Genomic DNA, 26,223 nt, shown 5'->3' with positions numbered 1-26,223 from the left:
CCCGCCTGGATATCGGGCGGGCGCTCAGCCGGAGGCCAGGCTGGCCCTGGCCCGGGCGGCGGCGCTACGGGTGGCAGCCTGCGGGGGGACGGACTTGCTGCGGGCACCGGACTTGTCCACGACAAACCCGGTGGCGGCGTTCTCCCGCACGGCGTTGATGCCCGCGGCAGCGCCCTTGATGGTGTTGAACAGTGGTGAAACGGCAACCACCGTTCCGTCAGATGCCGTCAGCTTGAAGAAGTACTTCTTCTCGCCGGCCATGGCGATCTCGAAAATGCCAGCCAATGTGCTGCCTCCCCAAAAAATATGCGTCGTTGCATTGCCGGCGGACTATCGGATCAGCCACCGGCCCTACCGAGCGTAACCGCCGTCACAGGCGGGCACAACGCTACCGACGGGTACGTTACGGCGGGGGACGCCAGGGCCTATTTGGCGGTATCGTACGAGTCCACGACCGCCACGCTGACCGGGAATTCCACCGGAATCCTGCCGAACAGCAGTTCCTTGGCCACGGTCGCGGCCTGCTCGATCGCCCGGATGCAGTCGGCCACGGCGGCTTCCGGGCAGTGGACCATTACTTCGTCGTGCAGGAAGAAGACCAGTTCCCCGCCCGGCGTCCCGTCAGCACGCATGGAGCGGAGCCGCCGTCGTAATTCTGCCAGCCAGCAAGCGGCCCAGTCCGCCGCGGAACCCTGGACGACGAAGTTGCGGGTGAACCGGCCGCGCGAGCGGGCGATCGAATCAGCCCTGCGCTGTTCCTCGGCGCTGGTCGACTGCTGGCTTTGCAGCCATCGCTCGGACGGCGGAGGGCTGCTGCGGCCCAGCCGTGAGGTGACCGTCCGTCCGGCCTCACCTTCGCGGGCGGCATGCTCCACGAAACCGACCGCGCGTGGATACGTGCGGGTCAGCTGCGGCATCAGGCGCCCCGATTCGCCGGTCGTTGCCCCGTAGATCGCCCCGAGCAGGGCAACCTTCGCTTTGGCGCGGTCGCCGCCGAAGCCCTGCGCGGCGATGCCGGCATACAGGTCCTTGTCCCGCGCAGCCTCGGCCATCTTCGAATCCTGCGCCAGCGCCACGAGCACCCGGGGCTCAAGCTGCGAGGCGTCCGCGACGATCAGCTTGTGCCCCGGATCGGCGTGCACTGCGCCGCGGATCTGCCGCGGAATTTGAAGGGCCCCGCCGCCGCGGGACGCCCAGCGTCCGGAGACAACACCGCCCACCACGTACTCCGGCTGGAACCGGCCGTTCTTGACCCAGACATCCAGCCAGGCCCAGCCGTTGGCGGCGTGAAGGCGGGAGAGCTTCTTGAAGGCCAGGAGCGGTTCGATCGCCGGGTGGCTGGATTCCTTCAGTTCCCACTGTCGGGTAGTTTTCACCTCGATGCCGTTCCGGTGCAGCGCCCGCATCAGCTCCTGCGGGGAATCGGGGTTCAGCGCGGGCGAATTCAGCAGTTGCCGCAGCTCGGCGGTGAGCGCTTCCAGCTTGGCCGGGCGGTGGCCCTGGGGAGGCCTGGGTCCGAGGTAGTCGGCGAGGATCTGCTCGTGCAGTTCCTCGCGCCACGGCACACCGGTGTGCTGCATTTCCGCCGCGATCATGGCGCCGGCGGACTCGGCCGCGAGCAGGAGCTGGAGGCGCTGCCTGCGGTTGTCACCGGGGCGCTCGACGGCGGTCCCTCCCGCCTGACTGAGCGCGTCCTGCTGGGCGGCGTATTCGAGGCGAAGGTCTTCAGGGGTGTGGCGGGGCGCGTTCCGCCAGCCGGGATCATCAAACAGGGCGCCCTGGTCGGCCGGCGGTGGCGGCGGCTGCAGGGCGCGCGGAGGCTGCTGCAGCTCGTCGTCCTGGATCAGTTTCTCGGCGTTCTGCGCGTACGCGGTGTGGGCCGTAAACTCCGAGTGCGCCAGGATCGCGCCGCACAACGTGAGGTCGTAGCAGCGTTCCAGCTCCACCCCGGCGGCCAGCAGGGCGGGGTACCAGTCCTGGGTGCGGTGCCAGATCCAGCGCGGCCGCCGCTGTTCGAGTTCACGCACGACGCCGGACAGCCCGGCGGCGCTGACGATCTGCGGTGCCGGTGCAGCCGGGTGCGGCGCGCCGTCCGCGGTGACTTCCTGGAGAGCTGCGCCGTCGGCGTGGGCGGCGAGCAGCAGGTACATAGGGTCAATTCTGCCCTGCGGCGCGGGGTCCTTTGTCCACCGGATTGCCAGTCGGCCTGTCCGCAGGATTGTCCGCGTGGCTTGTCCACATAGCGGCTGGCCCGGGTTACGGCGGGTTTGCGCGACGGGAAGAGTTGCCGCATGAGTCGTCACGAGTTACCCACGCACCGACCCGGTCCCGGGGCTGGCCTTCTGCACGGCGCCGGTACGGTGACCAGCTCCGGGACCGGAGCCGGGGTGGGCGCCGGGCCGTGGCTCCCGGACGGGACGTCGGAGACGCTGCTGGTGACGGGGTTCGAGCTGCTGCGCGGCGAGGTGGAACGGATCGTGGCGGCCTCGGGCGGCCAGCTGCGCACGGTGGGGAACCTCAGGGAAGCGGTGCCCTTCTGGGACACAGCCGCTGCGGTGCTGGTCGGCAGTGACATCAGCGAGTTGCCGCCGCGGGGTCGGTCGCCCGCGGTCCTCGTCGGCCTCAACGACGACGGCGACCGGCTGTGGCACCTGGCAGCTGCCATCGGCGCTGAACGCGTCGCAGTGTTGCCCGATGCCGCTACCTGGCTCGCCGAGTATCTCAGCCGCGTCCGCACACCTGAGCCGGGCGGACTGGTCCTGGGGATTGTCGGCGGCTGTGGCGGCGCGGGATCCAGCACCGCCGCGGTCTGGCTGGCCCACGCCGCCGCCCGGGAGGGTGTGCGTGTCCTGCTGGTGGACGGAGACCCGTGGGGCGGCGGGCTGGAACTGGCGCTCGCCGCCGAAGAAACGGCCGGTCTCCGCTGGCCGGATCTGGCCGACGCAAGTGGCACGATCGATCCCCGCCAGCTCGCCGATTCCCTGCCCCTGGCCGGGGGATTCCCCTTCCTGTCCTGGCCCGGGAACAAGCAACCCCACAGCGGGGTGGCCCCCGAAGTCGTGGCCGGAGTGCTGGACGCCGCCCGGCGCGGCTTCGAGCTGGTGGTCGTGGACATCGGCCGGGGCCGGGAAACGCTGCGGTCTTTCGCGTGGGACTGCGACAGGATGATCGTGGTTGCGCCCGCGCTGCTGCGGGCTGCCGTGGCAACGGCCCGGCTCCTGCAGGACCTTCCTCCGGTGGAAACTGTGTTGGTGGTGCGGGGCAGACCGGGGACCGCGTTGGATGCGGAATTGGTGGCAGAATCCGTCGGGCTGCCCCTCGCCGGCATCATGCCGGACGTCCGGAGGGCCGCGGCCGCCACGGAGAACGGGCGGCTGCTGGACACCGGACGGCAGCGCAATGTGCGGCGGTTCGCCGGCATGGTGCTTGAGTTCGGCGCGGGACGCCCCGCATGAGCGCCCATTCTGCGCCGGGCCCGCCAGACGTCAGCGGACGCCCGGGGGTTCCGCGGTACCGCCCGCCCGCCCGCGCCACCGTTGATGCGCGGCTTCTGGAGTCCGTCCGGGAATCCGTGATGTCCGACGCCGGGCCGGTGACCCCGTCGCGCGTGGCGGCCGCCGTGCAGGCGAGCGGACGCCTGCTGGGGACTGCCGGTGCCTTGGCGGCGGTCGAAGGGATCAGCGCGGAATTGAACGGCCTCGGACCGCTGCAGGCGCTGGTCCGGGACCCATCCGTGACAGACATTTTCGTCAACGGCCCCGGCGCCGTCTGGCTGGACCGCGGGGACGGCCTCGAAAGGGCGCCGGTGGCCTTCTCCGGTGAGCCGCAGGTCCGTGCGCTGGCCGCGCGGCTCGTGGCTGCCGGTGGACGGCGCCTCGATGATGGTTCGCCCTGCGTCGACATCAGGCTCGACGGCGGCTTCCGGGTCCATGCTGTCCTGCCGCCCATCTCCACGGCGGGGACCCTCCTGAGTATCAGGATCCGGCGTGAACGGGTCTTCTCCATGGACGAGCTGCGGCGGAACGGGATGTTCGGAGCCAGGGTGCAGGGCGTGCTGGAACGGATGCTGGAACGCCGTTTGAGTTTCCTGATCAGCGGGGCCACAGGCTCTGGGAAGACAACGCTGCTCGCCACACTTCTCGGCCTGTGTGCGCCGGGTGAGCGGCTGGTCCTCATTGAGGATGCCGCGGAACTGAACCCGGTTCACCCGCACGTTGTCTCGCTGGAGGCGCGGCACGGCAACTTGGAAGGCGGCGGCGTCGTGGATTTGAGCGAGCTCGTGCGGCAGTCATTGAGGATGCGGCCGGACCGGCTGGTGGTGGGGGAGTGCCGGGGTGCCGAAGTGCGGGAACTGCTCGCTGCCATGAATACGGGCCACAGTGGAGGCGGCGGCACAATTCACGCCAACACCGCGGCCGACGTCCCCGCCCGGCTGACAGCGCTCGGGGCGCTGGCCGGGATGGGGCAGGACGCGGTGCGCCTGCAGGCGGCCAGCGCCCTCGACGCTGTGGTCCATGTGGAAAGGCTGAACAACAGGCGGACTGTGTCCTGCATCGGCGTGCTCCAAGGCAGCACCGCGGGCCTGGTGGTCGGCTCCGCGCTGGACATTTGCCGCGGGGCTGTCCGCGCGGGGCCAGCCTGGCCCAAACTCGCGGAACGTCTCGGGCTGGACCCTGGCGGATGGGACCCGGACGAACTGGACCCCGGCGGCAAGAACGCGGCCGGCCCCGCGGGACCAGCGCGGCCGCCGGAGAGAGCGGGGCGGGGGGACCGGGGCGGGGGCGAGGGATGACGGCCCTACTCGTGGGAGTATTGGCACTCGCTGTGTGCCTGGCGTTTTCGCCGGCGGGTGCCCCACACCAGCGGATTCGTGGGGCCCTTGCCGGCGTACGGGGGGTTGCTGCCGGCAGCGCGGAAACGCGTCCCGGCCCGGCGTCCCGATGGCCGCGCAGGAGCGCTCCTGCGGTATCGATGAACCTGATCGTTCAGCAGTTGGCGGCACTGCTGAGGGGTGGCCGCACTCCCGCCCGCCTGTGGGATGAGTTGTGGCTCCTGCATGTGGGCGATCCCGCCGCGTCCGTGTCCGGGGAAGCCACTGCCGGCCAGCAGGTCCTGGCGCCGGAATCCGTGCGGATGCTCGCTGCGGCCCGCGCGGCCGCGATGCGCGGGGCTCCTGTGGGTGCCGCCATCCGCTCCGCCGGAGCGGCGGCATCCGGCCGAACCGCCGGGGCCACCAGAACCAGCGGTGCCCGCGCGTGGGTGTTCGAGCGCCGAGTCTGGTTTCAACTCGCCGCCTGCTTTGATGTTGCGGAAGCCACCGGCTGCCCGCTGGCGGACGTGTTGACGCGTTTTGCCGCCCAGCTGGAGGCGGAGGACGACGCCGAGGCCGCCCGTCAGACGGCGTTGGCGGGACCCCGCGCGACCGTACGGCTCCTGACCTGGCTGCCGTTCCTCGGCCTGGGCCTGGGCTTGCTCCTGGGCGTCGACCCCGTCGAGGTCCTGCTGGGAACCCCCTGGGGCGTGGCGGCGCTCGCGGCGGGCCTGGCGCTCACAGTCGCGGGCCGATTCTGGTCCGCGCGGCTGGTCCGGTCAGCGGAGGGGCTTCAGCCATGACACCAAGCGCAGCGGGAGTGATGGTGGTTGCGCTTTTGGGGGTCGCCGCAGCTATTGCCTTGTCCGACCGGGGCAGGACCCGCCGGCGACTCAGACGCCGGATGAAGCGTGCTCCGGACGACGCAGAGCCGGGCCAGGACCGCCGCAACGATGACCCTTCCGGGCAGTCCGGGCTCCGTGACACGGCGATGATGCTGGAACTGATCGGCGCGATGCTCGACGCGGGAGCCGGGCTCGGCCGTGCCCTCGCCCTGGTGGCCGACCTGGCCGACTCGGAACTCCGGGGTCCCCTGCGGCCAGTCGTCGCGGCGCTCGCCGTCGGTGCCGATTGGGATACCGCCTGGCGCAGCTCCAGTGTCCGGTCGCCGGGACTTCTTGCCCTGCGCGATGCCCTGGGATTTGCCGCGCTCACCGGCGCTCCCTCGTCCGCCATCCTCTATGCCCAGGCGGCACGCATGCGCCGCGAGCGGTTCCGGGCCGCGGAGAAACAGGCCGCAGCCTTGGGGGTAAAGCTCGTTGTCCCGCTTGGCCTGTGTTCCCTGCCAGCCTTCGTCTGCCTGGGCGTGGTTCCTGTGCTGCTGGCGATGCTCCCGGGCTAATTCTCAAGGCCGATTCTTACTGGCCCCAGGGCGCGGTTGGCCGAGACTATTCCCCCACAGCCTGCGTGTGCCGCATCTTTTCCACTTGGCAGGAAGCGCACCTTACTGGCGGTGTACGCAAACGGAAGAGTGGAAACTGCCGGCAGCCCCGCCGGAATCCAACGAAGGGAACGTCCCATGTCATCTCATCATTTTGCGCCCACCCGCACGTCCGGGAAGGTTCACACCGGGCCGGAGGACGCCGAGATCCGCGAAATCTATCCCGGAGCAAGTGACGCGCTCCGGACCCGAAGGCCGGGAAAGCTCTTTGGCTCCGAGGCAGGCATGGCGACGGCCGAGTACGCCATCGCCACGCTTGCCGCTGTCGGGTTTGCCGGCATTCTCGTGTTCATCATGCGCAGTGATGAGGTCCGGGGTTTCCTGCTGAACCTCATCCGCACGGCGCTCGCCTTGCCATGAGCCCGGGACAGCCGGCCAAGGTAAGGAACGCGGCAGCGGCAACTCCTCGCGCAGCAGCGACCGCGTGGCGGCGGCCGGGATCGGGCGGCCGGACGTGCCGCGGCGCCGTGACGGCCGAATTCGCCGTGGCGTTGCCCTCGGTCCTGCTCCTGCTCGCCCTGCTGCTGGCCGGCTCAGCGGCGGGCGTCACCCAGCTGCGGCTGGAGGAGGCAGCCAGGGCGGGCGCCCGCGCCCTGGCCCGCGGTGAAGATGCCGCCGCGGTGGACGTCATCGTTCGCCGCCTCGCCGGCAACGCGGCGGCATCAGCCGTGGCGTCCGACGGCGGGTGGCTCAGTGTGACGGTCTCGGCCAGAGTTCCCGGGGCGGTCGGCTCTCTTCTTCCGTGGACCCTCTCGGCCCGCGCGTGGGTCCGCGGCGAATCGTCCGGTCCGTCAGCCGCGGCCGGGGTGCCCTCGGTCTGGCACCATCAGGTGCAGGGTCTCGCCGCATGAGCAGGCTGGCGACGCGCGGGTCGGCCCCGGGCGAGCACTCGCAAAACCCGGAAAGCCCGGGACACCTGGAACGTGGTGCCGGAACCGTCCTGGCGCTGGGCCTGGGGATGCTGGTCGTTCTTGCGGCGGTCCTGATTGTGCTGCTGGCCCAGTCGGGGGCAATGGCGTTCCGCGCGGCGGCGGCTGCGGACTTGGCGGCCCTCGCCGCCGCGGATGCGGCCCGCGGGATCACTCCAGGGGAACCGTGCGCAGTAGCCGCGGATGTCGCGCGCAGGAATGGCGCCAGGATCCTCAGCTGTTCGGAAGGAACGGGAAGTACCGTGCAGGTCCGCACTGAGCTGGAAATCCGGACGCCCGTGGGCGGGGCAACCGGACTGGCCAGAGCCGGCCCGCCGCCGTGAGCCGGTGCCAGCCGCCGCCGGGGGCATTTCCCGCCAACCTCGGCTAGGCCTGCAGCGGAGCCGCGTGGTCCGGCTGCCCGGTGCGCATCTGGTCCGTCGCGTCCTCGAGCAGCACGTCGATGAGGGTAACGGCGGCGTCCTTGTCGAGCGGATTGTTTTTGTTGCCGCACTTGGGCGACTGCACACAGGACGGACAGCCGGACTCGCACTCGCAGGCCTTGATTGCGTCACGGGTTGCAGCGAGCCAGACCTTGGCCTTGTCGTAGCCGCGCTCGGCGAAGCCAGCCCCGCCGGGGTGGCCGTCGTAGACAAAGATGGTCGGCACTCCGGTGTCGGCGTGGATGGCCGTGGACACCCCGCCGATGTCCCAGCGGTCGCTGGACGCAACCAGGGGCAGGAGTCCGATCGCCGCGTGTTCCGCGGCGTGGAGGGCGCCGGGGAACTGCGCCTCGATCAACCCCGCACCGGTCAACGAGCGGTTGTCCATGACAAACCACACCGCCTTGGTGAACAGGTCCCGGGCACCCAGCTGCAGCGGTTCCTCACCAAGGATCTCATTCGAAATCAGGGCCTTGCGCTGGAAGGAAACTACCTGCGTTGTCACCTTCACATCACCGAAATGCACCGCCACGTCGCCCCACTGGGTGGTGCGCTGCGTCTCGAGCACCTCGATCTGGGTCACGTCCCGGGCCGTGGTGTAGTAGTCCGGATTCGCCCGCCGCACCATCACGCAGTGATCGTCCTCGTTCAGGTCCTCCACCACGTAGCTCTCGCCCTGGTGGACGTAGATGGCACCGGTGTGGGCCTGGTAGTGCGTCTGCGGGGAATCCATGGTCCCCAGCAGGGACCCGGTGTCGGCGTCCACAATGCTCACCGGGCCGCCGCCGTCGGCCCTCAGGTTCACCATTGCCGCCGCGCTTTGCGGGTGGGTCCAGAACCATCCGGCGGGCCGGCGTCGCAGGTAGCCCTGGGTCACCAGCTGATCGAGCAATTTCTCGGACGTGGCGCCGAACAGCCCCAGCTCGGCGTACCCCAGCGGCAGTTCGGCGGCGGCGGCACACAGGTGCGGCCCAAGCACATAGGGATTGGACGGGTCGAAAACGGTGGCCTCCACGGAGACGTCGAAGATCGCCTCGGGGTGATTCACCAGGTAGGTGTCCAGCGGGTCATCGCTCGCGACGAAGGCGGCAATGGCATCCTGGCCAGCCCTGCCTGCCCGGCCGATCTGCTGGAACAACGACGCGCGGGTCCCCGGCCAGCCGGCGACCAGCACGGCATCGAGGCCGGAGATGTCGATGCCCAGCTCCAGGGCCGACGTGCTGGAGACGCCCAGCAGCTCGCCGGAGCGCAGCGATTTCTCCAGGGCACGGCGCTCCTCCGGCAGGTAGCCGGAACGATAGGCCGCCACCCGCTGCGGCAGGCTGGGGTCCACCTCGTCGAGGAGGCGCTTGGTGATGGTGGCGATGGTCTCCGCGCCGCGCCGGGACTTGATGAAGGCGATGGTCCGTACCCGCGAGGAGACCAGATTGGCCAGCAGGTCCGCGGTTTCAGCTACGGCCGTCCGCCGTTCCTTGGCGCCGTTCTCGCCGCGGAGTTCGGTCAGGGCAGGCTCCCAGAAGGCGACGGTGGTGGAACCGTGGGGTGAGGAGTCCTCGGCCACCGCACGGACGGGCGCGCCGATAAGCCGGCCGAAGGACGTACCGGGCTCGGACGCCGTGGCGGAGGCTGCGATGAACACCGGTCCTGAGCCGTCCGGGCTGTAGTAGGCGCAGATGCGGCGCAGGCGGCGCATGAGGTTGGCAACGTGGGATCCGAAGACGCCGCGGTAGCTGTGGGCCTCGTCCACGATCACGTAGCGCAGCCGGCGGAAGAACCGGGCCCACCAGGCATGGTTGGGCAGGATCCCGAAGTGCAGCATGTCCGGGTTGGCCAGAATGAAGTTCGCGTGGTCCCGGATCCACCGGCGGGACGCGGGGTCGGTGTCGCCGTCGTAGGTTTCGGCCCGGACAGTGGGGAGCTTCAGCGCCCGGATGGCGGCCAGCTGGTCCGCCGCCAAGGCCTTGGTGGGGGACAGATAAAGGGTGACGGCGCCGTCGTCGTGGATCTTGCCCGGATCGGCGAGGACCCGCAGCTCGGAGCGGTGGACCGCATCGAGGGCCGGCAGTTGGTAGGCCAGCGATTTTCCGGAAGCGGTGCCGGTGGCGATGACCACGTGCTCGCCGGCGTGGGCGAGGTCGGCGGCCTGGATCTGGTGGCGGTACGGCTCGTGGATGCCGAGGGTACCGTAGGCGTTCACGAGATCGGGGTGCGCCCACTCGGGCCACGGCGCGTGGACGGCCTGGCGGGCGGCGATGGTGCGCACATGACGGAGCTGTTCCGGGTCCGGGCCGCGGCCCAGCAAAGGAATCAGGGACTCATGTGGGTTCACTCGTCCATTCTTTCACCCGGCCTCAAATCGTCCGGGACGCACCACCCTGGAACTCAGACCACGGACAGGTCGGAGCCCTCATCCGAGGCGGAGAGCATCAGCACATGGCAGACGGCGGTCCAGCCGAGGTGCGAATACAGTTTCTGCCCGTCGAGCGAAGCGAGCAGCAGCCCGGATTCGACGTCGTGCTCGAAAGCCTGGGCGGCCAGTGCCCGCATGATGAAACTTCCCAGGCCCCGCCGCTGGAATCCTGGCTCCGTGACGATCTTGTCGAAGATAGCGGTATGGCCCACTACAAACACCCGGCCGCTCGCCGCAACCTCGTCCCCGGCGTAGACCACGGCATGGTGGACACCGTCCGTTCGGGACGGTACCCACCGGAGGTCATCATCCGGAAGCCAGGGATCCTCGGCGTCCTGTGTCTCCATGTCCACGATCATCATCGTCTGCGAGGCTGACGTGACATTGAGCCCGTGCTGCTGGGCGAGGTTGGTGTAGCGCGCCACATCATTCGTGAGGATCGTGAGGATGCGGGCGGGTATTTCAGCGGTGATAGCGGCCAGCGCGGTGAACTCCGCATCGGAGGGGTCGTGGGCGAAGTATTCCCACTCGTGGGTGGTGTCCGCCCTGCGGACAGCAGGGAAAGTGCCCTCCTTGCGCGTCTCATATCCCCGGCACCCGGCCCAGCCGGTGACCCAGATTTCCAGCAAATGGCGGGTGTCTTCAACCATGGCCTCAAGACTCATGTGATGAGCGTATTCCAGCCCCGCCACAAGTAACAGGGGCCGGGTCCGGGAACGGGCCTTGCTTACGCAATTGTGATCCAAGTCTCCGTCGCTGCCGGTGCGGCCGCGACTGGACAACGGCTCCGGTTTGGCGGAACTGCCCGGCTGAAGGGCCCCAGGACGGCCACGGGGGTGCCCCGGCTGCCCTGCTTTTTTGTCCACCCAGTACCCTTAAAACGTGGCTTTGAACAGAATTGTGCTCTTTTACGGCTTTACCCCTCTCGCGGACCCGGACGCCATCCGGCTCTGGCAGCGTGCCCTCTGCGAGAAGCTCGGCCTGACGGGCCGCATCATCATCTCCAAGGACGGCATCAACGCGACCGTCGGCGGCGAGCTGAACGCCGTCAAGCAGTACGTCAAGACAACCCGCGAGTACAAGGGCTTCCACGGCATCGACGTGAAGTGGTCCGACGGCGGCGCCGCGGACTTCCCCCGGCTAAGCGTCAAGGTCCGCGACGAGGTTGTGTCCTTCGGCGCGCCGGGCGAGCTCAAGGTCGATGCCGGCGGCGTCGTCGGCGGCGGAAAGCACCTCAAACCCGAGGAACTGCACCAGCTCGTAGAAGAGCGGAAGGAGTCCGGCGAGGAGGTCGTGTTTTTCGACGGCCGCAACGGCTTCGAGGCCCAGATCGGCAAATTCAAGGACGCGATCGTTCCGGACGTGGCCACCACCCACGACTTCATCAAGGAACTCGACTCGGGCAAGTACGACGCGCTCAAGGACAAACCGGTGGTGACCTACTGCACCGGCGGTATCCGTTGTGAGGTCCTTTCCAGCCTCATGGTGAACCGCGGGTTCAAGGAGGTCTACCAGCTGGACGGCGGGATTGTCCGCTACGGCGAAACCTTCAAGGACCAGGGCCTGTGGGAGGGCTCCCTCTACGTGTTCGACAAGCGCATGCACCTGGAATTCAGCGAGGACGCGAAAACCATCGGCGAATGCGTCCGCTGCTCGGCGCCCACGAGCAAATTCGAGAATTGCTCCAACCCGTCCTGCCGCACGCTGACGCTCTACTGCAAGGACTGCGGCGCCAGCCCGGAGACGCTCCGTTGCCCGGACGGCTGCGCGGCCTGACACCCTGCGGCCTCGCGTCCGGCCGGGCCCTTGCCCTGGCTGACCGCTGAGCCGGAAGCGTCAGATCAGGCTCACGCGGTAGGCGAAGTTGGCGCCCCTCCGCGCCTCCACCGCGATGTGGAGCACGGCGTCGGCGGGCAGGTAGACCACGTTGACCCGTGAGGTCCCGCAACGAAGGTTCAAGTCCACCAGGTCGAGGTCGCCATGGCTGACGTTGAACGACACCCGTCGCGGGCCCCGGCAGGCCAAGGTCAAGGCATACGTGCCCTCGGGCAGTTTCGCGGTGGTCTCCTCCCGTTCCTCCCCGGCCTCCAAGACACCGTAGTTGGAGTGGAAGACTTCCCCGTCGGCGTCGGGCAGCACCTCCGCGGCCCACTCGTCGAGTTCCGCGCCGGAGACCGGCCGGTTCAAGGCGGGGTCCCGCGGCAGTGCCGCGTCGGTGAATGCCGGGGCGGAGGCGGACGAGCTCCCGCTGGAAAAGTCCTCGTCGTATTCGTAGGCACAGCCGGACAGTGCCGTTCCCAGCACAAGCAGGATTCCCACGGCGGATGCCGTGCGGGTGCGGGGAACGCCCTGCGCTGGAAGAGCGGGCATATGCTGACTTTAAGCCCGCCGGCGTCCTGTCCGCCAGAGTCCTACGGCGGGCGCCGGACGCGGCGCTCCGGTGATTACCGCCCCGGCCCGTCGAAGCTGATCCGGATGCCTGCGACAGCGCCGGTCGCTGGCCCGGGGACGCCTCCGCCATAGCGGACAAGGTGAGCCGAGACATCCCCGGGTTCCAGGACCAGCAGCGCTCCGGTCACGCTGCCGCAGTCGAGGTTGCGCTCCAGGAGGGTGCCGCCCTCGCGGGCGCCCTGGATGACGGACAAATGCGCGTCCGGCGCCCCGATGCAGGCCGCGGAGATCTTGTATCGGCCGGCCCGGGAAATTTCGCCCGACACCGAGAATCCCCCGCTGCTCGTGTCGCCGATTCCGCCCGAGCCGCCGAACAGGAGACCTTCCGGCAACCCGCCGAGGACGGCATCCAACGTCAACAGGTTGCGGGTTTCGGCGGCAACGAGTTCCGGATCCCGGGTAGGCAGCGGCGCGCTGGCCGCGGGAGTGCGGGCGGACGGGCCGGCCGCGGCCGGTACGGTTCCGACGTCGTCGGCGTATTCACACCCCGCCAGCCCCGCAGCGACGGCGCCCGCCGTCAGCAGCAGCGCAGTGCGGACCTTCCAGTGCGTACCCCCAGTAGCAGACATGCACCGAGCCTAGCCGCGGGGGTCGCGGGCGCAAGTCACAGCGGCCCTCGTGGCCGGCGCGCTCCTACGCCGCAGGCGCCAGCTGGTAGGCGTAGATCAGCGGAGCGTCAACACTCGATGTACTGATGCGGAGCGTGCCGTCGGCGGGGACCTTGATGCGTGCCGTCTCCCGGCTGCCGTTGCAGGCCGCTCCGGCCTCGGCCAGCCGGGCGCCGTCGAGGGTGACGTCGAAGAAGGCCTTGCCCCCGCCGTCGCAGGTGATCGTCAGGATGTAGGTGCCCGCCCCGAACCCGGGGGCGGTCTTCACGATCGGTTCCCGGTTGAGGATCTTGCCCGCGTCCTCGAGCACCGTGCCGTCGGCCGAAGGAAGGGCGGTGGCCTTCCACGCCGGCACATCGGCCGACTCGATGGAACCGGCCGGGGAGCATGCTGCGGCGGCAAGTACGATGGCGGCGCCCGCCGCGACGCCAGATGCGCGCTGCAGGATGGCCCGGGCGCGGCGGGAAATGGGGAAGAGCATTCCTCCAACTTACCGCCGATGACGGCGGCACCCGGTTCCTCCCGCGCCCGGACCCGCCTTACTCCGCGGTGAGCTCCAGCCCGCGGCCCCGGTGCAGGGCCAGGTACACGCGGTCCCGCAAGCGGTTGGCCTCGCCGTCCGTCAGCGTCCGGTCCAGCGGCTGCAGCACTAGCCGCAGCAGCACATTCACCTGGTCCGGAGCGAGACGGAGCCGTTCGACGGCGGCCGGCGGAAGCGCCGGCGCCGAGGTGACTGCCCTGACCTCCAGCGCAGACAGGACGTCGGCCTCCGTCCCGAGGGCCGTCCGCGCGCGATCACCCAGCAGTTCGACGTCGGCCTCGGCCGCGGAGCCGAGCACGAGGGACAGATCGCGCCTGACCTCCGGCATGACCGACACCGGGCGGTAGGGGAGCAGGTCCAGCAGCTGCGCCTGGATGTCGGGGTTCGCTGCGCGCAGGAGCCGGATGTCCCGGATTCCCTTGCGCAGCATCAGCGCACGGTCCAGGCCCAAGCCCAGGGCGAGGCCGGCCCAGCGACGCGGATCCAGCCCGGAGCCGCGGAGAACCTGCGCGGCGACAAGGCCGCATTCGGCCAGTTCCAGCCATTCCCGGCCGCCGTCCGGCTGGGTCACCAGCACGTCAAGCTGCCTGCCGGTGTCCGTGTAGCGGTGGGTTGCGGGGCTCGCGCGCCATTCGACATCCGGGTGCAAGGAGGCCGGAAGGACCGCCTCCACGACGGCAGCCATCATCTGGTCCAGTTCGGCGGCGCCGAGCAGGCCGCGCGCTTTCAGTCTCCACAGGTCCACCTGGTGCGGAGCGCCGACGTGGGTGCGGTCGATCGAGTCCCGCCGGTACACCAGGCCGGGCAATGCGTGCAGCCGGTCATAGTGACCCATTTCTGTGCGGAGCGAGTCCAGCAAGGCCGGCACGCCGGCCGAGGTGTGGCTCCGCAGCATCACCGTGGGGCTGACATGGCGGGAGTAGCGCGAATCACGGGTGGCGTCGTGAGGGGAGTAGCCCAGGCGGTCGTAGTTGTCGGCGGTCGCGACGAGGGGGCTGAGCCGGTGGGTTTCCGCCTCGATGTTCCAAAGGCGTTCCAGTGCCCTTGTGATGTCCGCCAGTAGCAGGGACATCGCGTGAGGCCCCTGCTCGGGATCGGCCAAATCGCGGAGTTCCAGGGCGGATTGCAGCTCGGTGGGGGTCAGATAGGTCTTCATGTGGGGTCCTTGGTCGTGAGTGCGGGAGGGGGAGCTTCACCCTCAGCCGCTGCACCGGACGGACCCCGGCGGCTGCAGTCATGCGCGCGACTGGAAGCCCGTGCGGCCGGAAAGCGGCCGAGGGCTGATAAATCGCTGCTGCGTGTGCATGCCCCCATGCTACTGCAGGCCGCAGGGGCCCTCCCGGCCGGCGCACACCCCTTGACCTTGACGTGGCGTCAACATCTAGCATCGGATTACCGGCCTGGACGGGGCCGGCCAGGCCCGGACAGGGCCGGCGGCGAAGCGGAGGGAGGCAGCCAGATGGAATGGTCCGTGCAGCAGATCGCCCGAACCGCTGGGACTACCAGCCGGACGCTGCGCCACTATGACGACATCGGGCTGCTCAAACCCAGCAGGACTGGAGGCAACGGCTACCGGTTTTACGACCAGCCGACTCTGGTGCGGCTGCAGCGCATCCTGCTCCTGCGGGACCTCGGGCTCGGGCTGCCGGCAATCGCCGAAATCCTCGACCACGAGCCCGATGCCGAACAGGCGCTGGGCCGCCACCTTGACTGGCTGCGGCAGGAACAGGACCGGCTGGCACGTCAGATTGTGTCGGTCCGGCAGACGATGGAAGCACTAAAGGATGGAGGACAGATCATGGCGGAACACATGTTCGACGGCTTCGACCACACCCGCTACAAGGACGAGGTGGAGGAGCGCTGGGGCAAGGACGCGTTCGCGAAAAGCGACGCGTGGTGGCGCGGGATGGCTCCTGCCGAGAAGGAGACGTGGAAGCAGCGTTCCCGGCAGCTGGGCAGCGACTGGATTGCGGCGGCCGAATCGGGTGTCTCAGCGGGCAGTGCGGAGGCGCAGGAGTTGGCCCGGCGACAGGTCGAATGGCTGACCGGGATTCCCGGCACACCTGCCTCGGCGTCCGCGGCTGGTGGCAGCGGCGATGTGAAGGACTACGTCACCGGACTCGGCGAGATGTACGTTGCCGATCCGCGCTTCGCCGCGAACTACGGCGGCGAAGCCGGGGCAATGTTCGTCCGTGACGCCTTGCAGATCTATGCCGCGAAGCACCTCTAGGGTCGGACCCTTTTGTGCCCGCCCGGGGGTCGGACCCTTTTGTGCCGGCTCCGGTGGCCGGCCGTTAAGTGCCCGGCGCCCGGGACCGCCGCGGCCGCCGCGGCCGGGACTAAACTTGTCCGGTGACTCCCTCAACGCATTTCACGGCAGGCAACACCCCCGACGCCCCCCGCAGCGATCTCCCCGACCTGCTCGATTCCCTGGCCCGGGACCTGCGCGGCATCGGCTACACCGTTGACGGCGTCGCCGCACTCCTCGGCCCTGCCGCGCACAGCGCCCTCAGCCGGGATCAGCTCGTTCCCGCGCTGATTGTCACCGAAAAGGCGTGCCACGGGGAGCCGACGACGGCGGCGCTCGCCGCCGTCGTCCGTCTCTGGCTGCTGGCCGAACCGCAGCCGGCCGCAACACTCGACGCCGCCCTGCCCGGGGTCCGCACGCAGGGGCTGCTGGAGCTGGGCCTCGTAGAGCCGGCAACGGAGGGCCGGGTCCAGGCGAAGGTGGATTTGCGGCCGTACGGCTGGGACGGAGCCGCCGGGGAAGACGCCCAGCGGGAAAACGCCCAGCGGGAAAACGCCCAAGGGGAAAACGCCCAGGGGGAAAACACTGGCGGCGGGGCGGAACTCTGGGTGGCGAGCGATCTGGCCGCCCACCAGCGCCCGGGCGTCCTGCGCCACGACCACGTGCTCGGGATCGGACAGGCGTCCACCACCCTGGTGCAGGTCACCGCCCGACGGCACGCGGCCCGGGCGCTGGACCTCGGCACCGGATGCGGCATCCAGACATTCCACCTGCTGCACCACGCTGAGCACGTGACGGCCACCGACATCTCGGACCGCGCCCTGGCGTTCACCCGCTTCAACCTGCTGCTCAACGCCGGCGAGCTCCACCTGGACCCGGCCGATCTGGAAGCCCGCGTGAGCCTGCGCAGGGGCTCCCTGCTCGACCCCGTGACGGGTGAGGAGTTTGAGCTGGTGGTCTCCAACCCGCCGTTCGTGATCACGCCGCGCACCCCGGGCGAGTCCGCCGCGGACCAGTTCACGTACCGCGACGGCGGCCTGCCGGGCGATGACATCGTCGCCGCGCTGGTCCGGGCCCTGCCTTTGGTGCTGGCTCCTGGCGGAACAGCCCAGCTTTTGGGCAACTGGGAGATCCCGGCGGGCGCTGACTGGGCCGAACGGCCGCAAAGCTGGGCCAGTCCGGACGCGGACGTCTGGTTCATCCAGCGTGAGCAGGTCAGCCCGGAGCAGTACGCCGAGACCTGGCTGCAGGACGCCTCCGAGGCGAGGGACCGGAGGCTCTACCAGGACTCGTACGCCGCCTACCTGGACGACTTCGCCTCCCGCGGCGTTGATGCCATCGGCTTCGGAATGATCTGGCTGAGGCGTCCCGCCGGGGACCCGGTCCTGAGGCGCTTCGAGGAGATCACCTATCCGATCGAGCAGCCCGTCGGCTCGCACCTGGGTGCCGCGGTGGAACGCGCCGACTGGCTGGCCGTTAACGATCTGGCGGCCGCGCACCTGCTGGTGGCCGAGGACGTCACCGAGGAGCGGCACCAGCGCCCGGGCGCCGAACACCCCGGCGTCATCCTGCTGCGCCAGGGTGCTGGCCTGCGTCGCACCAACCTGCTGAGCACCGAGCTGGCCGGCTTTGTTTCAGCGTGCGACGGCGACCTGTCCGTCGGGCAGATCATCGGCGCCCTGGAGGCGCTGCTGGGCGGGGGCGAGGACTGGAACGGCGAGACCTTCCGCGCTGGTCTCCTCACCGAGGTGGCGAACCTGGTTCGCGACGGCTTCCTGCTGCCTGCCTGAGGCGCTAATTCCGGCTGACGGGGCGGCGTCTGCCTCCGGCCCCGCGTCGGCTGCCGGTTCCGCTGCCCCCTCGCTGCCGAAGCGGGGCAGGACATACGCGGCGACGCCCAGGGCCACCAAGACCCCGGCCACCCCGGTGACCAGGAAACTCATCCGGATGGGGAGCAGAGCGCCCAGCAGCCCGCCCAGGGCCAGCGCCCCGATGGAGACGGCCCGGGTCAGGCCTCCGAGGATCGCCATCGCCTGGCCGCGCCCGCTTTCCGGGATCCGCAGGATCGCGATCGCCCCGAAGCACGCGTTCAGCACACCGCAGGCGGCCCCCATGGCGGTGTAGGCCACGAACAGTAGTTCCACACTCGGCACCAGGGCCATGATTCCCAGGAACGCGGAGGTCAGTGCCATCGAGGCCAGCAGCACGCGCAGCCTGGTTGGCGGGGACTTGATCCGGCCGGCCATCGCGGCCCCGGCAGCCATGCCGAGACCGAACGAGGCTGCCAGCAGCCCGTACTGGGTTTCGGTGGCGCCGAGCTCGTCGCGGGCCAGGAACACTTCAAGGACGTTGGTCGCCTCGCCGACGGTGATGAAGAACAGGGCCCCGAGGACCAGGGCCCAGACCAGGCTGTCCCGGCGGATAATGCGCAGGCCGTCCAGCAGGGCGGGAACGTCCTTACCGACCCGCTCGGCGGCAGTTCCACGACGGGTCCGGATGAGCATGGCGGCCACACCCATTGCCAAGTAGCTGGCACTGGCCACGGCGAACACCAGGCCGGATCCGCCCCAGCCGCTGAGCAGCCCGCCTGCGGCCGGTCCGACCATGCCGGCGATCATGATGGTTGCCTGCATGGTGCCCAGCGCCCGGGGGGTCCGTTCTTCCCCGACGATCCTGGGCAGCAGCGCCTGCCAGGTGGGCCCGGCCACCGCCTGGGCGGTATCGAGGAGGAAAGTCATGGCGAACAGTGCCGGAAGGTAGTTGTCCAGATACTGCATGCCCAGACCCATGCCGGCAACCGCCGCGGCACTTACCACGGACGACGCCGTCGCCAGCGTCCGGGAATCCCTAGTGTCCGCCAGCCGGCCGGCCCACGGGGCGAGCAGCACGAGGGGGAGCGCCGAGCAGAACAGATAGGCCGCCACGAGCCAGGGCCCGGCCACCGAGGTCTGGCCCGCGGCGGCGAGGTTCTGCAGGTGCAGCATGACGCTGACGATGACGGCGCCCATGCCGGCCGTGGCGACAAAGCGGGCGCTGCTGGCGAGGAGGAAATCGTGGTTTCGCCAGAGGGGCCGCGCCGCCCGGGACTCGTCCGGCAAGTTATGAAGTATCTGTTTCATAAATAGCAAGCTACTCTTTCCCGGAATGCAGTGTCAAGCAGTTCTTTCATAGTTTGGTGCCGCTCGATAGACTGGTGGGGTGAATGCAGAATCCCCCACGGCGGAGCCACCGGTACCTCCGGCCGCCAAACGCCGGCAGCGCCCGGAAAAGAAAGTGGAAATCACCGACCCCAAGGCAATCCGGGCGCTGGCCCACGCTGCCCGGCTGGAGGTAATTTCCGAACTGTATTCAACCCAGGTGAGCCGGACGGCCACGGAGCTCGCCGCCCAGACCGGCCTCACCCCGAGCGCCATGAGCTATCACCTGCGCGCCCTGCAGAAGTGGGGCATCGTGGTGCCGGCCGCCACCGCGGGCGACGCCAGGGAGCGCCGCTGGAAGGCCGCGGGCACCGACTTCACTATTAACTCGGGCGGAGGTGTGGCGAGCCCTGAGTTCGCCGTGCTGGACCTCGAATTGGACGCCTACCGCCGGCGTGTCAATGCCTACGCCAAGACCCGGGACGAGCAGCGCCAGCGCGGCGAAGCCGTGGACGGGCCCTCCTCCGTGGTGCTGGCCAGCAATTTGCTCTACCTGACGCCGGACCAGCGGGCGGAACTGAACAACCGGCTCTTCGACCTGCTTCGGGACTATGAACTGGAGGACCCGGACCATGTCCCCGCAGGTGCGGAGCGTATGGCGACCATGTGGTCCATGATCCCGGATGACCGGGGAAAGGCTCCTGCGACCCCAGCTGGCACCCCTCCCGGAACCCCGGCCTGACAGCCTCCCGGCCGCGTGGGCCGCGCCCGGCAGAAGGCTGGAATTGCGGGCCTTCATTACGTCCGGAAGTCGTGCCCGGAGGCCCGCGTTTTCATGCGGGATGCGCGGGAATCCGCAAAATATGGTGAACTAGGCGGGTATGGGCGCATCTGCCCGAGAAACCTTTTTCTGTAGGAGCACCGTGCCAAGCAAGGCCAAAACCGGTAAGAAACTCGTGATTGTGGAGTCTCCCGCCAAGAGCAAGACCATCGCCAAGTACCTCGGCGAGGGCTTTATTGTTGAGGCCTCCATTGGTCACATCCGGGACCTTCCGCAGCCCTCGGAACTGCCTGCGGACCTGAAGAAGACCTCGGTGGGCAAGTTCGCCGTCGACATTGAAAACGACTTCAAGCCGTACTACGTGGTGTCTCCGGACAAGAAGAAAAAGGTCGCCGAGCTCAAGGCCCAACTCAAAGACGCTGACGCTCTTTATCTCGCGACCGATGGGGACCGCGAGGGCGAGGCCATCGCGTGGCACCTGCTGGAAGTGCTCAAGCCCAAGGTCCCGGTGTACCGGATGACCTTCGGTGAAATCACCAAGGAAGCCATCCACCGCGCCATGGACAACCTGCGCGACGTGGACCAGGACCTCGTGGACGCGCAGGAAACCCGCCGTGTGCTGGACCGCCTCTATGGCTACGAGATCTCCCCGGTGCTGTGGCGCAAGGTGGCCCGCGGCCTCTCCGCCGGCCGGGTGCAGTCCGTTGTGACCCGCATGGTGGTGGACCGCGAGCGTGAGCGGATGGCCTTCAAAGCAGCCTCTTACTGGGACCTGACCGGACAGTTCGGCGCCGGTTCCGGCTCGTTCAAGGCGAAACTGGCCATGGTCGACGGCGCCAAGGTCGCCAGCGGCCGTGACTTCAACGACAGCGGCGAGCTGACTTCCCGCAATGCCGTGCACCTCAACGAGGAACTCGCCACCTCCCTGGCCGCGGGGCTGCAGGACGCCGATTTCCGGGTCCGCTCCGTCGACACGAAGCCGTACACGCGCCGTCCGGCCGCGCCGTTCACCACCTCGACGCTGCAGCAGGAGGCCGGCCGCAAGCTGCGCTTCTCCTCGAAGAGCACCATGCAGGTGGCCCAGCGGCTGTACGAAAACGGCTACATCACCTATATGCGTACGGACTCCTCCGCGCTGAGCAACGAGGCCATCACGGCCGCGCGGCGCCAGGCCTCCGAGCTGTACGGCCCGGAATACGTCCCCGCGTCACCGCGCGTCTACAGCGGCAAGGCAGCCAACGCGCAGGAGGCGCACGAGGCCATCCGTCCCGCCGGTGACTCGTTCCGCACCCCCGCCCAGGTGGCCAAGCAGCTCTCGGGCGACGAATTCCGCCTGTACGAGCTGATCTGGAAGCGCACCGTCGCCTCGCAGATGGCCGACGCCAAGGGCTCCACCGCCACCATCCGCCTCGGCGCAGTCGCTGCCGACGGCCGTGACGCCGAATTCTCGGCCTCCGGCACCGTCATCACCTTCCCGGGCTTCCTCGCCGCCTACGAAGAGGGCAAGGACGAAAGCCGCGACGACGACTCCGAGGAAGCCCGCCGGCTGCCGAACGTGGCGAAGGACGACGCGCTGACCGCCTCGGAGATTGCCGCCGTCGGGCACGAAACGTCCCCGCCGCCGCGCTACACCGAAGCTTCGCTGACCGCCGAACTGGAAAAGAAGGGGATTGGACGCCCGTCCACCTACGCCTCCACCATCTCCACCATCCAGGACCGCGGCTACGTCCGGAAGCAGGGCTCCGCGCTGGTCCCGAGCTGGATCGCATTCTCCGTCATCCGTCTGCTCGAACAGCACTTCCACGACTACGTGGACTACGAGTTCACCGCCGACATGGAAGCGGACCTCGACAAGATCGCCAACGGCCAGGCCGAGGGGCCCGCCTGGCTCAAGCACTTCTACTTCGGCGAGGATTCCAACCCGGGACTGCTGAGCATCGTCAACAACCTCGGCGAGATCGACGCCCGCGAAATCAACTCCATTCCGATCACCGAGGGCATCACGCTGCGGGTCGGGAAGTTCGGGCCGTACCTGGAAAGCTCCGTCCCGACCGTCGATGCGAAGACCGGAGAAGTGGTTGAGGCCGCCCGCGCCAACGTGCCCGAGGACCTGGCCCCGGATGAGCTCACCGCGACCAAAGCGGTGGAGCTGATGGAAACCGCCGCCCCCGAGGAGCGCGTGCTCGGCACGGACCCCCACACCGGCCACGCCGTCGTGGCCAAGAACGGCCGCTACGGCGCCTACGTCACCGAGATCATCCCGGAAATGACCGAGGAGCAGCTCGCCAACCAGCCGGTGGAGTACTACAAGAACGGCAAGCCGAAGCCGCCGAAGAAGCCCGTGAAGGCCAAACCCCGCACGGGATCGCTGTTCGCGTCGATGAGCGTGGACACCATTACCCTGGACGAGGCCCTGCGGCTCATGAGCCTGCCCCGGGTGCTCGGCCAGGACGCTGAAGGCAACCCGATCACGGTGCAGAACGGCCGCTTTGGCCCGTACCTGAAGAAGGGCACGGACTCCCGGTCCATCGGCTCGGAAGAGGAAATCTTCACGATTACGCTGGAGCAGGCCCTGGAGATCTACTCCCAGCCGAAGCAGCGCGGCGCCCGCGCCGCCGTCCCGCCGCTGGCCGAGTTTGGCCCGGATCCTGTCTCGGAGAAGAACATCGTGGTGAAGGAAGGCCGGTTCGGCCCGTACATCACCGACGGCGTCACCAACATCACCGTGCCGCGCTCCACCTCACTGGAAGAGCTCACCCGGGAACAGGCTGTCGAACTCCTCGCCGAGAAGCGCGCCAAGGGACCGGTCAAGCGCACGACGACGGCCCGCAAGGCCCCTGCCCGCAAGGCTGCCGCCAAGAAGTAGAAGGTGCTGCCCGAACCGGTGCAATCCTCTGCGTGCTCGCTCGTTCCTCGCTTAGACGCACGCTGCCGGATCACTCCGGTTTGGGCAGCGGGGAGAGAGTTAGGAATTGCGGACCCGGGCGCAACGTGATCGAGTAGAGACATGACTGAACAGCCCGATCACTTGGACCTCCAGCCGCTGAACGACCTCGAAGAGAAGCTTGCCCGGGGGGAGCAGCCGGACGCCAACCCCGTTGACGTCATCCTCGCTTTCCTGAACAACGAGGTTTACATTGTCAGCTCCGATGCGCTCGAGGGAGCCGATTCGCAGGTGGAGCCGCTGGTGCTGGCCAACTCCGCCGGGAAGCCTGTCCTGGCCGTGTTCTCCCACCCGAGCCGCGTCACCGAGCAGTACCTGGAGGCCGCACCCAACGTGCTCGGCACCCAGGGCGCCGCGATCCTCGGCAACCTCGGCGACGACCTCGGCATGGTCATCAACCCCGGGGCGGCCTTCGGCTTCGAGATCGATCCGGAAGGCGTGGCGAACATCCGCCGCGACTTCAAGCCGGCCGACGAGGCCGATGGTCCCGATGAGGCCACCGGCGGGAACAGCCAGCCCTAAACTGGTGCTCCGGGCACGGCCGGTCCGTTAGGCGGGCCGTGTTCCCGGGGGAATAATGGCACTATGCGTCTAGGCGTCCTTGATATCGGATCAAACACCGTCCACCTTCTGCTCGTGGACGCCCATCCCGGTGCGCGCCCTGTGCCGTTCGCCTCGCACAAGCGCCCGCTGTCCCTCGTGCAGTACCTCGAGAGCGACGGCAGCATCAACGACGCCGGCCAGCACGAGCTGATTGAGTTCGTCCTGGAAGCGTGGGAATTCGCAGCCAAACACAAAGCCGAAGACCTGCTGGCGTTCTGTACTTCCGCGATCCGCGAGGCCGCCAACGGTCCTGCGGTGCTGGCCCGGGTCAAACATGAGACCACCGTGACGCTCCGGGAACTGACGGGCAGCGAAGAGGCCTCAATGACATTCTTCGCCGTCCGCCGCTGGTACGGGTGGGGTGCCGGGCCCATCCTGAACCTGGACATTGGCGGTGGTTCCTTCGAAATGGCCTACGGGGAGGACGAACTCCCCGAACTGGCAACGTCCGTCCCGCTTGGAGCGAGCCGGCTCACCCGGGACTGGCTGCAGGAGGACCCGCCCTCGGCCAAGAGCGTCAAGGAACTCCGCCGCTACATCCGGACCACGCTCAAGCCGGTGGTGCGCGACTTGGGGAAGCTCGGCAAGGCGAACCACGTGGCAGGCACGTCCAAGACCTTCCGCTCGCTGGCCCGGATCGCAGGGGCCGCGCCCAGTGCCGCCGGCCCCTACGTCAAGCGGGAACTGTTCGCCTCGGATCTGGGACTCTGGGCTCAGCGCATCTCGGCCATGGACGTGGAGGACCGTCTGAATCTTCCCGGCGTTTCTGAAGCCCGGGCACCCCAGCTACTGGCCGGCGCCCTCGTGGCCGAGGCCGCCCTGGAACTGTTCGAGTTCCCCAGCATGGAGATCTGCCCCTGGGCGCTCCGCGAAGGCCTCATCCTCCGGAGGCTGGACCAGCTGGTCTTCGAGGGGCCGCTGGATCCCGCACCCCACGTGACGCAGATCGACCACCCCGCCGAGCCACAGTCACCCGACGGTGACCCGGCGGACGCCACGCAAGCCGCACCAGCCGACTCCCGGTGAGACTCGGTGCCCCGGTTACCGGCGTCGTGTCGATCCTGGCCCGTACCGTTCGTCTAGAAGGTGAGAGGCCGGCAGGGAGCCGACCGCATCGTCAAGGAGGACACCACCATGGCACAGTATCTGCTCAGCGTTTACCAGCCCGTCGGCCCCGCTCCGACGCCGGAATTTCTTGAGCCCATTATGCAGGACCTCGAGGTCCTGAACCGCGAAATGAAGGCCGCTGGCGTCTGGGTGTTCGCGGCCGGTCTCCATCCCACCGATACCGCCACGGTGGTGCGGCAGCAGGGTGCCGGACTGCTAATCACCGACGGTCCTTTCGCTGAGACGAAGGAGCACCTGGGCGGGTTCACCGTTATCGAAGCGGCGGACCTGGACGCCGCCCTCGGCTGGGCCGGCAAGCTGGCCCGCGCCACCACCCTTCCCATCGAAGTGCGCCCCATCCAGCACTAGGTATTCCGGGATGGTCCGCGAAGCCACGCCAGACCGATCTCCGCCGGAGCCCGGCGGGACCCCCGCACCCGCCCTGGCCAGGGTTCCCGGCGCCGGGGCCCTGGAGGCGGACATCGCCCGCGTCTTTCGGCAGGAATACGGGCGTGCGGTCGCCGTCCTGACCCGTGTGCTCGGGGACATCGACACCGCCGAGGACGCCGTCCAAGATGCCTTTTCCCTCGCCGTCCGGCACTGGCCGTCAACCGGCATCCCGCCAAGCCCGGCAGGTTGGATCATCACCACTGCCCGGAACCGGGCCATCGACGGGTTACGCCGTGAGGCCGGGCGCGGGGACAAACAGATCAAGGCCGCGCTGTTGCAGGCCGGCCGCTCACCGGAACCCTTGACGCCCGAGGATCAAGTCATCGCTGAACTCACGAGGGAGGGCACGGTGGACGATGACAGGCTGCGGATGATCTTTACCTGCTGCCACCCCGCCCTGGCCACCAACGTGCAAGTGGCGCTGACACTGCGGCTGTTGGGAGGGCTCACGACGGCGGAGATCGCCCATGCGTTCCTGGTGCCGGAAACCACCATGGCCCAGCGCCTTGTCCGGGCCAAAGCGAAGATCCGGGATGCCAGGATTCCGTACCGGGTGCCGCAAGGCGCGGAACTGCCGGCCCGCCTGCCGCAGGTGCTTGCTGTGGTGTACCTGATCTTCAACGAGGGCTACAGTTCCAGCTCCGGTGGCCCGCTGATCCGGGAGGACCTCTGCAGGGAAGGGATCAGGCTGGGCCGCCTGCTGGCAGCGCTGATGCCTGACGAACCCGAAGCGACGGGCCTGCTGGCGCTGATGCTGCTGACCGAATCACGACGCCCCGCGAGAGACTCCAACGGCGGTCTGGTGCTCCTGGCGGAGCAGGACCGGCGCTTGTGGAACCGGGCCCTCATCGCCGAAGGCCAGGAGCTGCTGCGTCAATGCCTGCGGAGGAACCGGCCCGGCCCGTACCAGCTCCAGGCCGCGATCAACGCCGTCCACAGCGACGCGTACGATGCCGCAGCAACGGACTGGGGGCAGATTCTCCGGCTCTACGACCAGCTCGCCGGCGTCGCGCCCGGACCCGTGGTGGCTCTCAACCGGGCAGTCGCGCTGGCCGAGCTCGAGGGCCCGGAACCTGCTTTGGTGGTCGTCGACGCGCTCGGGCTGGAGAACTATTACCTGGCCCACGCCGTCCGGGCCGACTTCCTGGTCCGGCTGGGCCGCAGCGCCGAGGCTGCCGCGGCATACCGGTCTGCGCTGAACCTGGCCCGCAACGAGGCGGACAGGACATTCCTGGAAGACCGATTGCGGGCCCTGGGACCGGGCAGGGCTCCATGACCCGG

The 26,223-nt window shown here is 68.8% G+C and carries 24 protein-coding genes and 1 pseudogene; 16 read left to right on the top strand and 9 right to left on the bottom strand.

Going from position 1 to position 26,223, the window contains the following annotated elements; translation table 11 throughout:
- Positions 1-24: 24 nt before the first annotated feature.
- Both AC6EUH_RS03115 and AC6EUH_RS03110 read right to left on the bottom strand, forming a co-directional pair.
- Positions 25-285 (bottom strand): YegP family protein, encoded by a 261-nt coding sequence (locus tag AC6EUH_RS03115; protein WP_499737765.1) that lies wholly within the window; start codon positions 283-285, stop codon positions 25-27.
- Between the two features lie 140 nt (positions 286-425).
- Positions 426-2,150, bottom strand: a complete 1,725-nt coding sequence (locus tag AC6EUH_RS03110) for a bifunctional 3'-5' exonuclease/DNA polymerase (protein ID WP_499737764.1) — start codon at positions 2,148-2,150, stop codon at positions 426-428.
- Between the two features lie 210 nt (positions 2,151-2,360).
- Here AC6EUH_RS03110 and ssd point away from each other — a divergent pair, with 210 nt between their 5' ends.
- The 7 genes from ssd to AC6EUH_RS03075 all read left to right on the top strand — a co-directional run bounded on the left by ssd (position 2,361) and on the right by AC6EUH_RS03075 (position 7,563).
- On the top strand, positions 2,361-3,455 hold the full coding sequence (ssd, locus tag AC6EUH_RS03105) for a septum site-determining protein Ssd (RefSeq protein WP_499737763.1): 1,095 nt from the start codon (positions 2,361-2,363) through the stop codon (positions 3,453-3,455).
- Entirely contained in the window at positions 3,452-4,792 is a 1,341-nt protein-coding gene (locus AC6EUH_RS03100) for a TadA family conjugal transfer-associated ATPase (protein ID WP_499737762.1), read from the top strand. The genes ssd and AC6EUH_RS03100 overlap by 4 nt, the downstream gene beginning before the upstream one ends.
- On the top strand, positions 4,789-5,613 hold the full coding sequence (locus AC6EUH_RS03095) for a hypothetical protein (RefSeq protein ID WP_499737761.1): 825 nt from the start codon (positions 4,789-4,791) through the stop codon (positions 5,611-5,613). The genes AC6EUH_RS03100 and AC6EUH_RS03095 overlap by 4 nt, the downstream gene beginning before the upstream one ends.
- Positions 5,610-6,212, top strand: a complete 603-nt coding sequence (locus AC6EUH_RS03090) for a type II secretion system F family protein (RefSeq protein ID WP_499737760.1) — start codon at positions 5,610-5,612, stop codon at positions 6,210-6,212. The genes AC6EUH_RS03095 and AC6EUH_RS03090 overlap by 4 nt, the downstream gene beginning before the upstream one ends.
- 129 nt (positions 6,213-6,341) lie before the next feature.
- Positions 6,342-6,671, top strand: a complete 330-nt coding sequence (locus tag AC6EUH_RS03085) for a DUF4244 domain-containing protein (protein WP_442853915.1) — start codon at positions 6,342-6,344, stop codon at positions 6,669-6,671.
- A 107-nt stretch (positions 6,672-6,778) separates the two neighbouring features.
- A complete protein-coding gene (locus tag AC6EUH_RS03080; protein WP_056433717.1) occupies positions 6,779-7,162 on the top strand; it encodes a TadE family type IV pilus minor pilin in 384 nt (127 codons plus the stop codon).
- A complete protein-coding gene (locus tag AC6EUH_RS03075) occupies positions 7,159-7,563 on the top strand; it encodes an Rv3654c family TadE-like protein (RefSeq protein WP_499737759.1) in 405 nt (134 codons plus the stop codon). Before AC6EUH_RS03080 ends, AC6EUH_RS03075 begins: the two co-directional genes overlap by 4 nt.
- A 43-nt stretch (positions 7,564-7,606) precedes the next feature.
- On the opposite strand, the gene AC6EUH_RS03070 is transcribed toward AC6EUH_RS03075, so the two are convergent.
- Positions 7,607-9,991, bottom strand: coding sequence for a DEAD/DEAH box helicase (locus AC6EUH_RS03070; protein ID WP_499737758.1), 2,385 nt, complete (start codon positions 9,989-9,991; stop codon positions 7,607-7,609).
- Between the two features lie 53 nt (positions 9,992-10,044).
- The gene (locus AC6EUH_RS03065) at positions 10,045-10,737 is read right to left on the bottom strand and encodes a GNAT family N-acetyltransferase (RefSeq protein ID WP_056433711.1); all 693 of its coding nucleotides are present in this window, start codon (positions 10,735-10,737) and stop codon (positions 10,045-10,047) included.
- Positions 10,738-10,954: 217 nt separating this feature from the next.
- Here AC6EUH_RS03065 and trhO point away from each other — a divergent pair, with 217 nt between their 5' ends.
- Complete coding sequence (gene trhO, locus AC6EUH_RS03060) at positions 10,955-11,848, top strand: oxygen-dependent tRNA uridine(34) hydroxylase TrhO (protein ID WP_056433706.1); 894 nt, start codon at positions 10,955-10,957, stop codon at positions 11,846-11,848.
- Between the two features lie 60 nt (positions 11,849-11,908).
- Here the strand turns inward: trhO and AC6EUH_RS03055 are convergent, their stop codons facing one another.
- From AC6EUH_RS03055 to srmL, 4 genes are all read right to left on the bottom strand, one after another.
- Positions 11,909-12,442 (bottom strand): DUF6023 family protein, encoded by a 534-nt coding sequence (locus tag AC6EUH_RS03055; RefSeq protein WP_056433703.1) that lies wholly within the window; start codon positions 12,440-12,442, stop codon positions 11,909-11,911.
- Between the two features lie 74 nt (positions 12,443-12,516).
- Entirely contained in the window at positions 12,517-13,092 is a 576-nt protein-coding gene (locus AC6EUH_RS03050; RefSeq protein WP_056433702.1) for a hypothetical protein, read from the bottom strand.
- Between the two features lie 64 nt (positions 13,093-13,156).
- Positions 13,157-13,612, bottom strand: a complete 456-nt coding sequence (locus AC6EUH_RS03045; RefSeq protein ID WP_499737757.1) for a DUF6023 family protein — start codon at positions 13,610-13,612, stop codon at positions 13,157-13,159.
- 58 nt (positions 13,613-13,670) lie between these two features.
- Entirely contained in the window at positions 13,671-14,828 is a 1,158-nt protein-coding gene (gene srmL, locus AC6EUH_RS03040) for a PheS-related mystery ligase SrmL (protein ID WP_499737756.1), read from the bottom strand.
- Between the two features lie 303 nt (positions 14,829-15,131).
- Here srmL and AC6EUH_RS03035 point away from each other — a divergent pair, with 303 nt between their 5' ends.
- Together AC6EUH_RS03035 and AC6EUH_RS03030 are read left to right on the top strand one after the other, a co-directional pair.
- Positions 15,132-15,902 carry a MerR family transcriptional regulator gene (locus tag AC6EUH_RS03035; RefSeq protein WP_499737755.1) on the top strand — a complete coding sequence of 257 codons (771 nt, stop codon included), beginning with the start codon at positions 15,132-15,134 and terminating at the stop codon, positions 15,900-15,902.
- 122 nt (positions 15,903-16,024) lie between these two features.
- Entirely contained in the window at positions 16,025-17,710 is a 1,686-nt protein-coding gene (locus tag AC6EUH_RS03030; protein ID WP_499737754.1) for a DUF7059 domain-containing protein, read from the top strand.
- Positions 17,711-17,851: 141 nt separating this feature from the next.
- Here the strand turns inward: AC6EUH_RS03030 and AC6EUH_RS03025 are convergent.
- A pseudogene (locus AC6EUH_RS03025) lies at positions 17,852-18,904 on the bottom strand (MFS transporter); the annotation flags it as partial.
- A gap of 214 nt (positions 18,905-19,118) precedes the next feature.
- Between AC6EUH_RS03025 and AC6EUH_RS03020 the strand changes: the two are divergent.
- The 6 genes from AC6EUH_RS03020 to AC6EUH_RS02995 all read left to right on the top strand — a co-directional run bounded on the left by AC6EUH_RS03020 (position 19,119) and on the right by AC6EUH_RS02995 (position 26,218).
- Positions 19,119-19,799, top strand: coding sequence for an ArsR/SmtB family transcription factor (locus AC6EUH_RS03020; RefSeq protein WP_056433688.1), 681 nt, complete (start codon positions 19,119-19,121; stop codon positions 19,797-19,799).
- 181 nt (positions 19,800-19,980) lie between these two features.
- Positions 19,981-22,704, top strand: a complete 2,724-nt coding sequence (gene topA, locus AC6EUH_RS03015; RefSeq protein ID WP_499737753.1) for a type I DNA topoisomerase — start codon at positions 19,981-19,983, stop codon at positions 22,702-22,704.
- Between the two features lie 141 nt (positions 22,705-22,845).
- Positions 22,846-23,304 carry an SseB family protein gene (locus AC6EUH_RS03010; RefSeq protein WP_056433682.1) on the top strand — a complete coding sequence of 153 codons (459 nt, stop codon included), beginning with the start codon at positions 22,846-22,848 and terminating at the stop codon, positions 23,302-23,304.
- Between the two features lie 63 nt (positions 23,305-23,367).
- Positions 23,368-24,411: a Ppx/GppA phosphatase family protein gene (locus AC6EUH_RS03005; RefSeq protein WP_056433679.1), complete on the top strand. Its 1,044-nt coding sequence runs from the start codon at positions 23,368-23,370 to the stop codon at positions 24,409-24,411.
- A gap of 108 nt (positions 24,412-24,519) precedes the next feature.
- Positions 24,520-24,861, top strand: coding sequence for a YciI family protein (locus tag AC6EUH_RS03000; protein ID WP_056433676.1), 342 nt, complete (start codon positions 24,520-24,522; stop codon positions 24,859-24,861).
- Positions 24,862-24,871: 10 nt separating this feature from the next.
- Positions 24,872-26,218, top strand: a complete 1,347-nt coding sequence (locus AC6EUH_RS02995; RefSeq protein WP_499737752.1) for an RNA polymerase sigma factor — start codon at positions 24,872-24,874, stop codon at positions 26,216-26,218.
- Positions 26,219-26,223: the final 5 nt, after the last annotated feature.

This window comes from Arthrobacter sp. 001422645 (assembly GCF_059816125.1).
The sequence above is the reverse complement of the archived record's forward strand: the minus strand, read 5'-3'. Positions and strand labels throughout refer to the sequence as shown.

What these genes read in the sequence shown, in the direction of transcription:
- AC6EUH_RS03010 (WP_056433682.1), top strand. Translation starts at nt 22,846, where the DNA reads ATGACTGAACAGCCCGATCACTTGGACCTCCAGCCGCTGAACGACCTC.
- AC6EUH_RS03100 (WP_499737762.1), top strand. Translation starts at nt 3,452, where the DNA reads ATGAGCGCCCATTCTGCGCCGGGCCCGCCAGACGTCAGCGGACGCCCG.
- AC6EUH_RS03110 (WP_499737764.1), bottom strand. Translation starts at nt 2,150, where the DNA reads ATGTACCTGCTGCTCGCCGCCCACGCCGACGGCGCAGCTCTCCAGGAA.
- AC6EUH_RS03050 (WP_056433702.1), bottom strand. Translation starts at nt 13,092, where the DNA reads ATGTCTGCTACTGGGGGTACGCACTGGAAGGTCCGCACTGCGCTGCTG.
- AC6EUH_RS03005 (WP_056433679.1), top strand. Translation starts at nt 23,368, where the DNA reads ATGCGTCTAGGCGTCCTTGATATCGGATCAAACACCGTCCACCTTCTG.
- AC6EUH_RS03035 (WP_499737755.1), top strand. Translation starts at nt 15,132, where the DNA reads ATGGAATGGTCCGTGCAGCAGATCGCCCGAACCGCTGGGACTACCAGC.
- AC6EUH_RS03095 (WP_499737761.1), top strand. Translation starts at nt 4,789, where the DNA reads ATGACGGCCCTACTCGTGGGAGTATTGGCACTCGCTGTGTGCCTGGCG.
- AC6EUH_RS03075 (WP_499737759.1), top strand. Translation starts at nt 7,159, where the DNA reads ATGAGCAGGCTGGCGACGCGCGGGTCGGCCCCGGGCGAGCACTCGCAA.
- AC6EUH_RS03055 (WP_056433703.1), bottom strand. Translation starts at nt 12,442, where the DNA reads ATGCCCGCTCTTCCAGCGCAGGGCGTTCCCCGCACCCGCACGGCATCC.
- AC6EUH_RS03000 (WP_056433676.1), top strand. Translation starts at nt 24,520, where the DNA reads ATGGCACAGTATCTGCTCAGCGTTTACCAGCCCGTCGGCCCCGCTCCG.
- AC6EUH_RS02995 (WP_499737752.1), top strand. Translation starts at nt 24,872, where the DNA reads ATGGTCCGCGAAGCCACGCCAGACCGATCTCCGCCGGAGCCCGGCGGG.
- srmL (WP_499737756.1), bottom strand. Translation starts at nt 14,828, where the DNA reads ATGAAGACCTATCTGACCCCCACCGAGCTGCAATCCGCCCTGGAACTC.
- AC6EUH_RS03045 (WP_499737757.1), bottom strand. Translation starts at nt 13,612, where the DNA reads ATGCTCTTCCCCATTTCCCGCCGCGCCCGGGCCATCCTGCAGCGCGCA.
- AC6EUH_RS03065 (WP_056433711.1), bottom strand. Translation starts at nt 10,737, where the DNA reads ATGAGTCTTGAGGCCATGGTTGAAGACACCCGCCATTTGCTGGAAATC.
- AC6EUH_RS03090 (WP_499737760.1), top strand. Translation starts at nt 5,610, where the DNA reads ATGACACCAAGCGCAGCGGGAGTGATGGTGGTTGCGCTTTTGGGGGTC.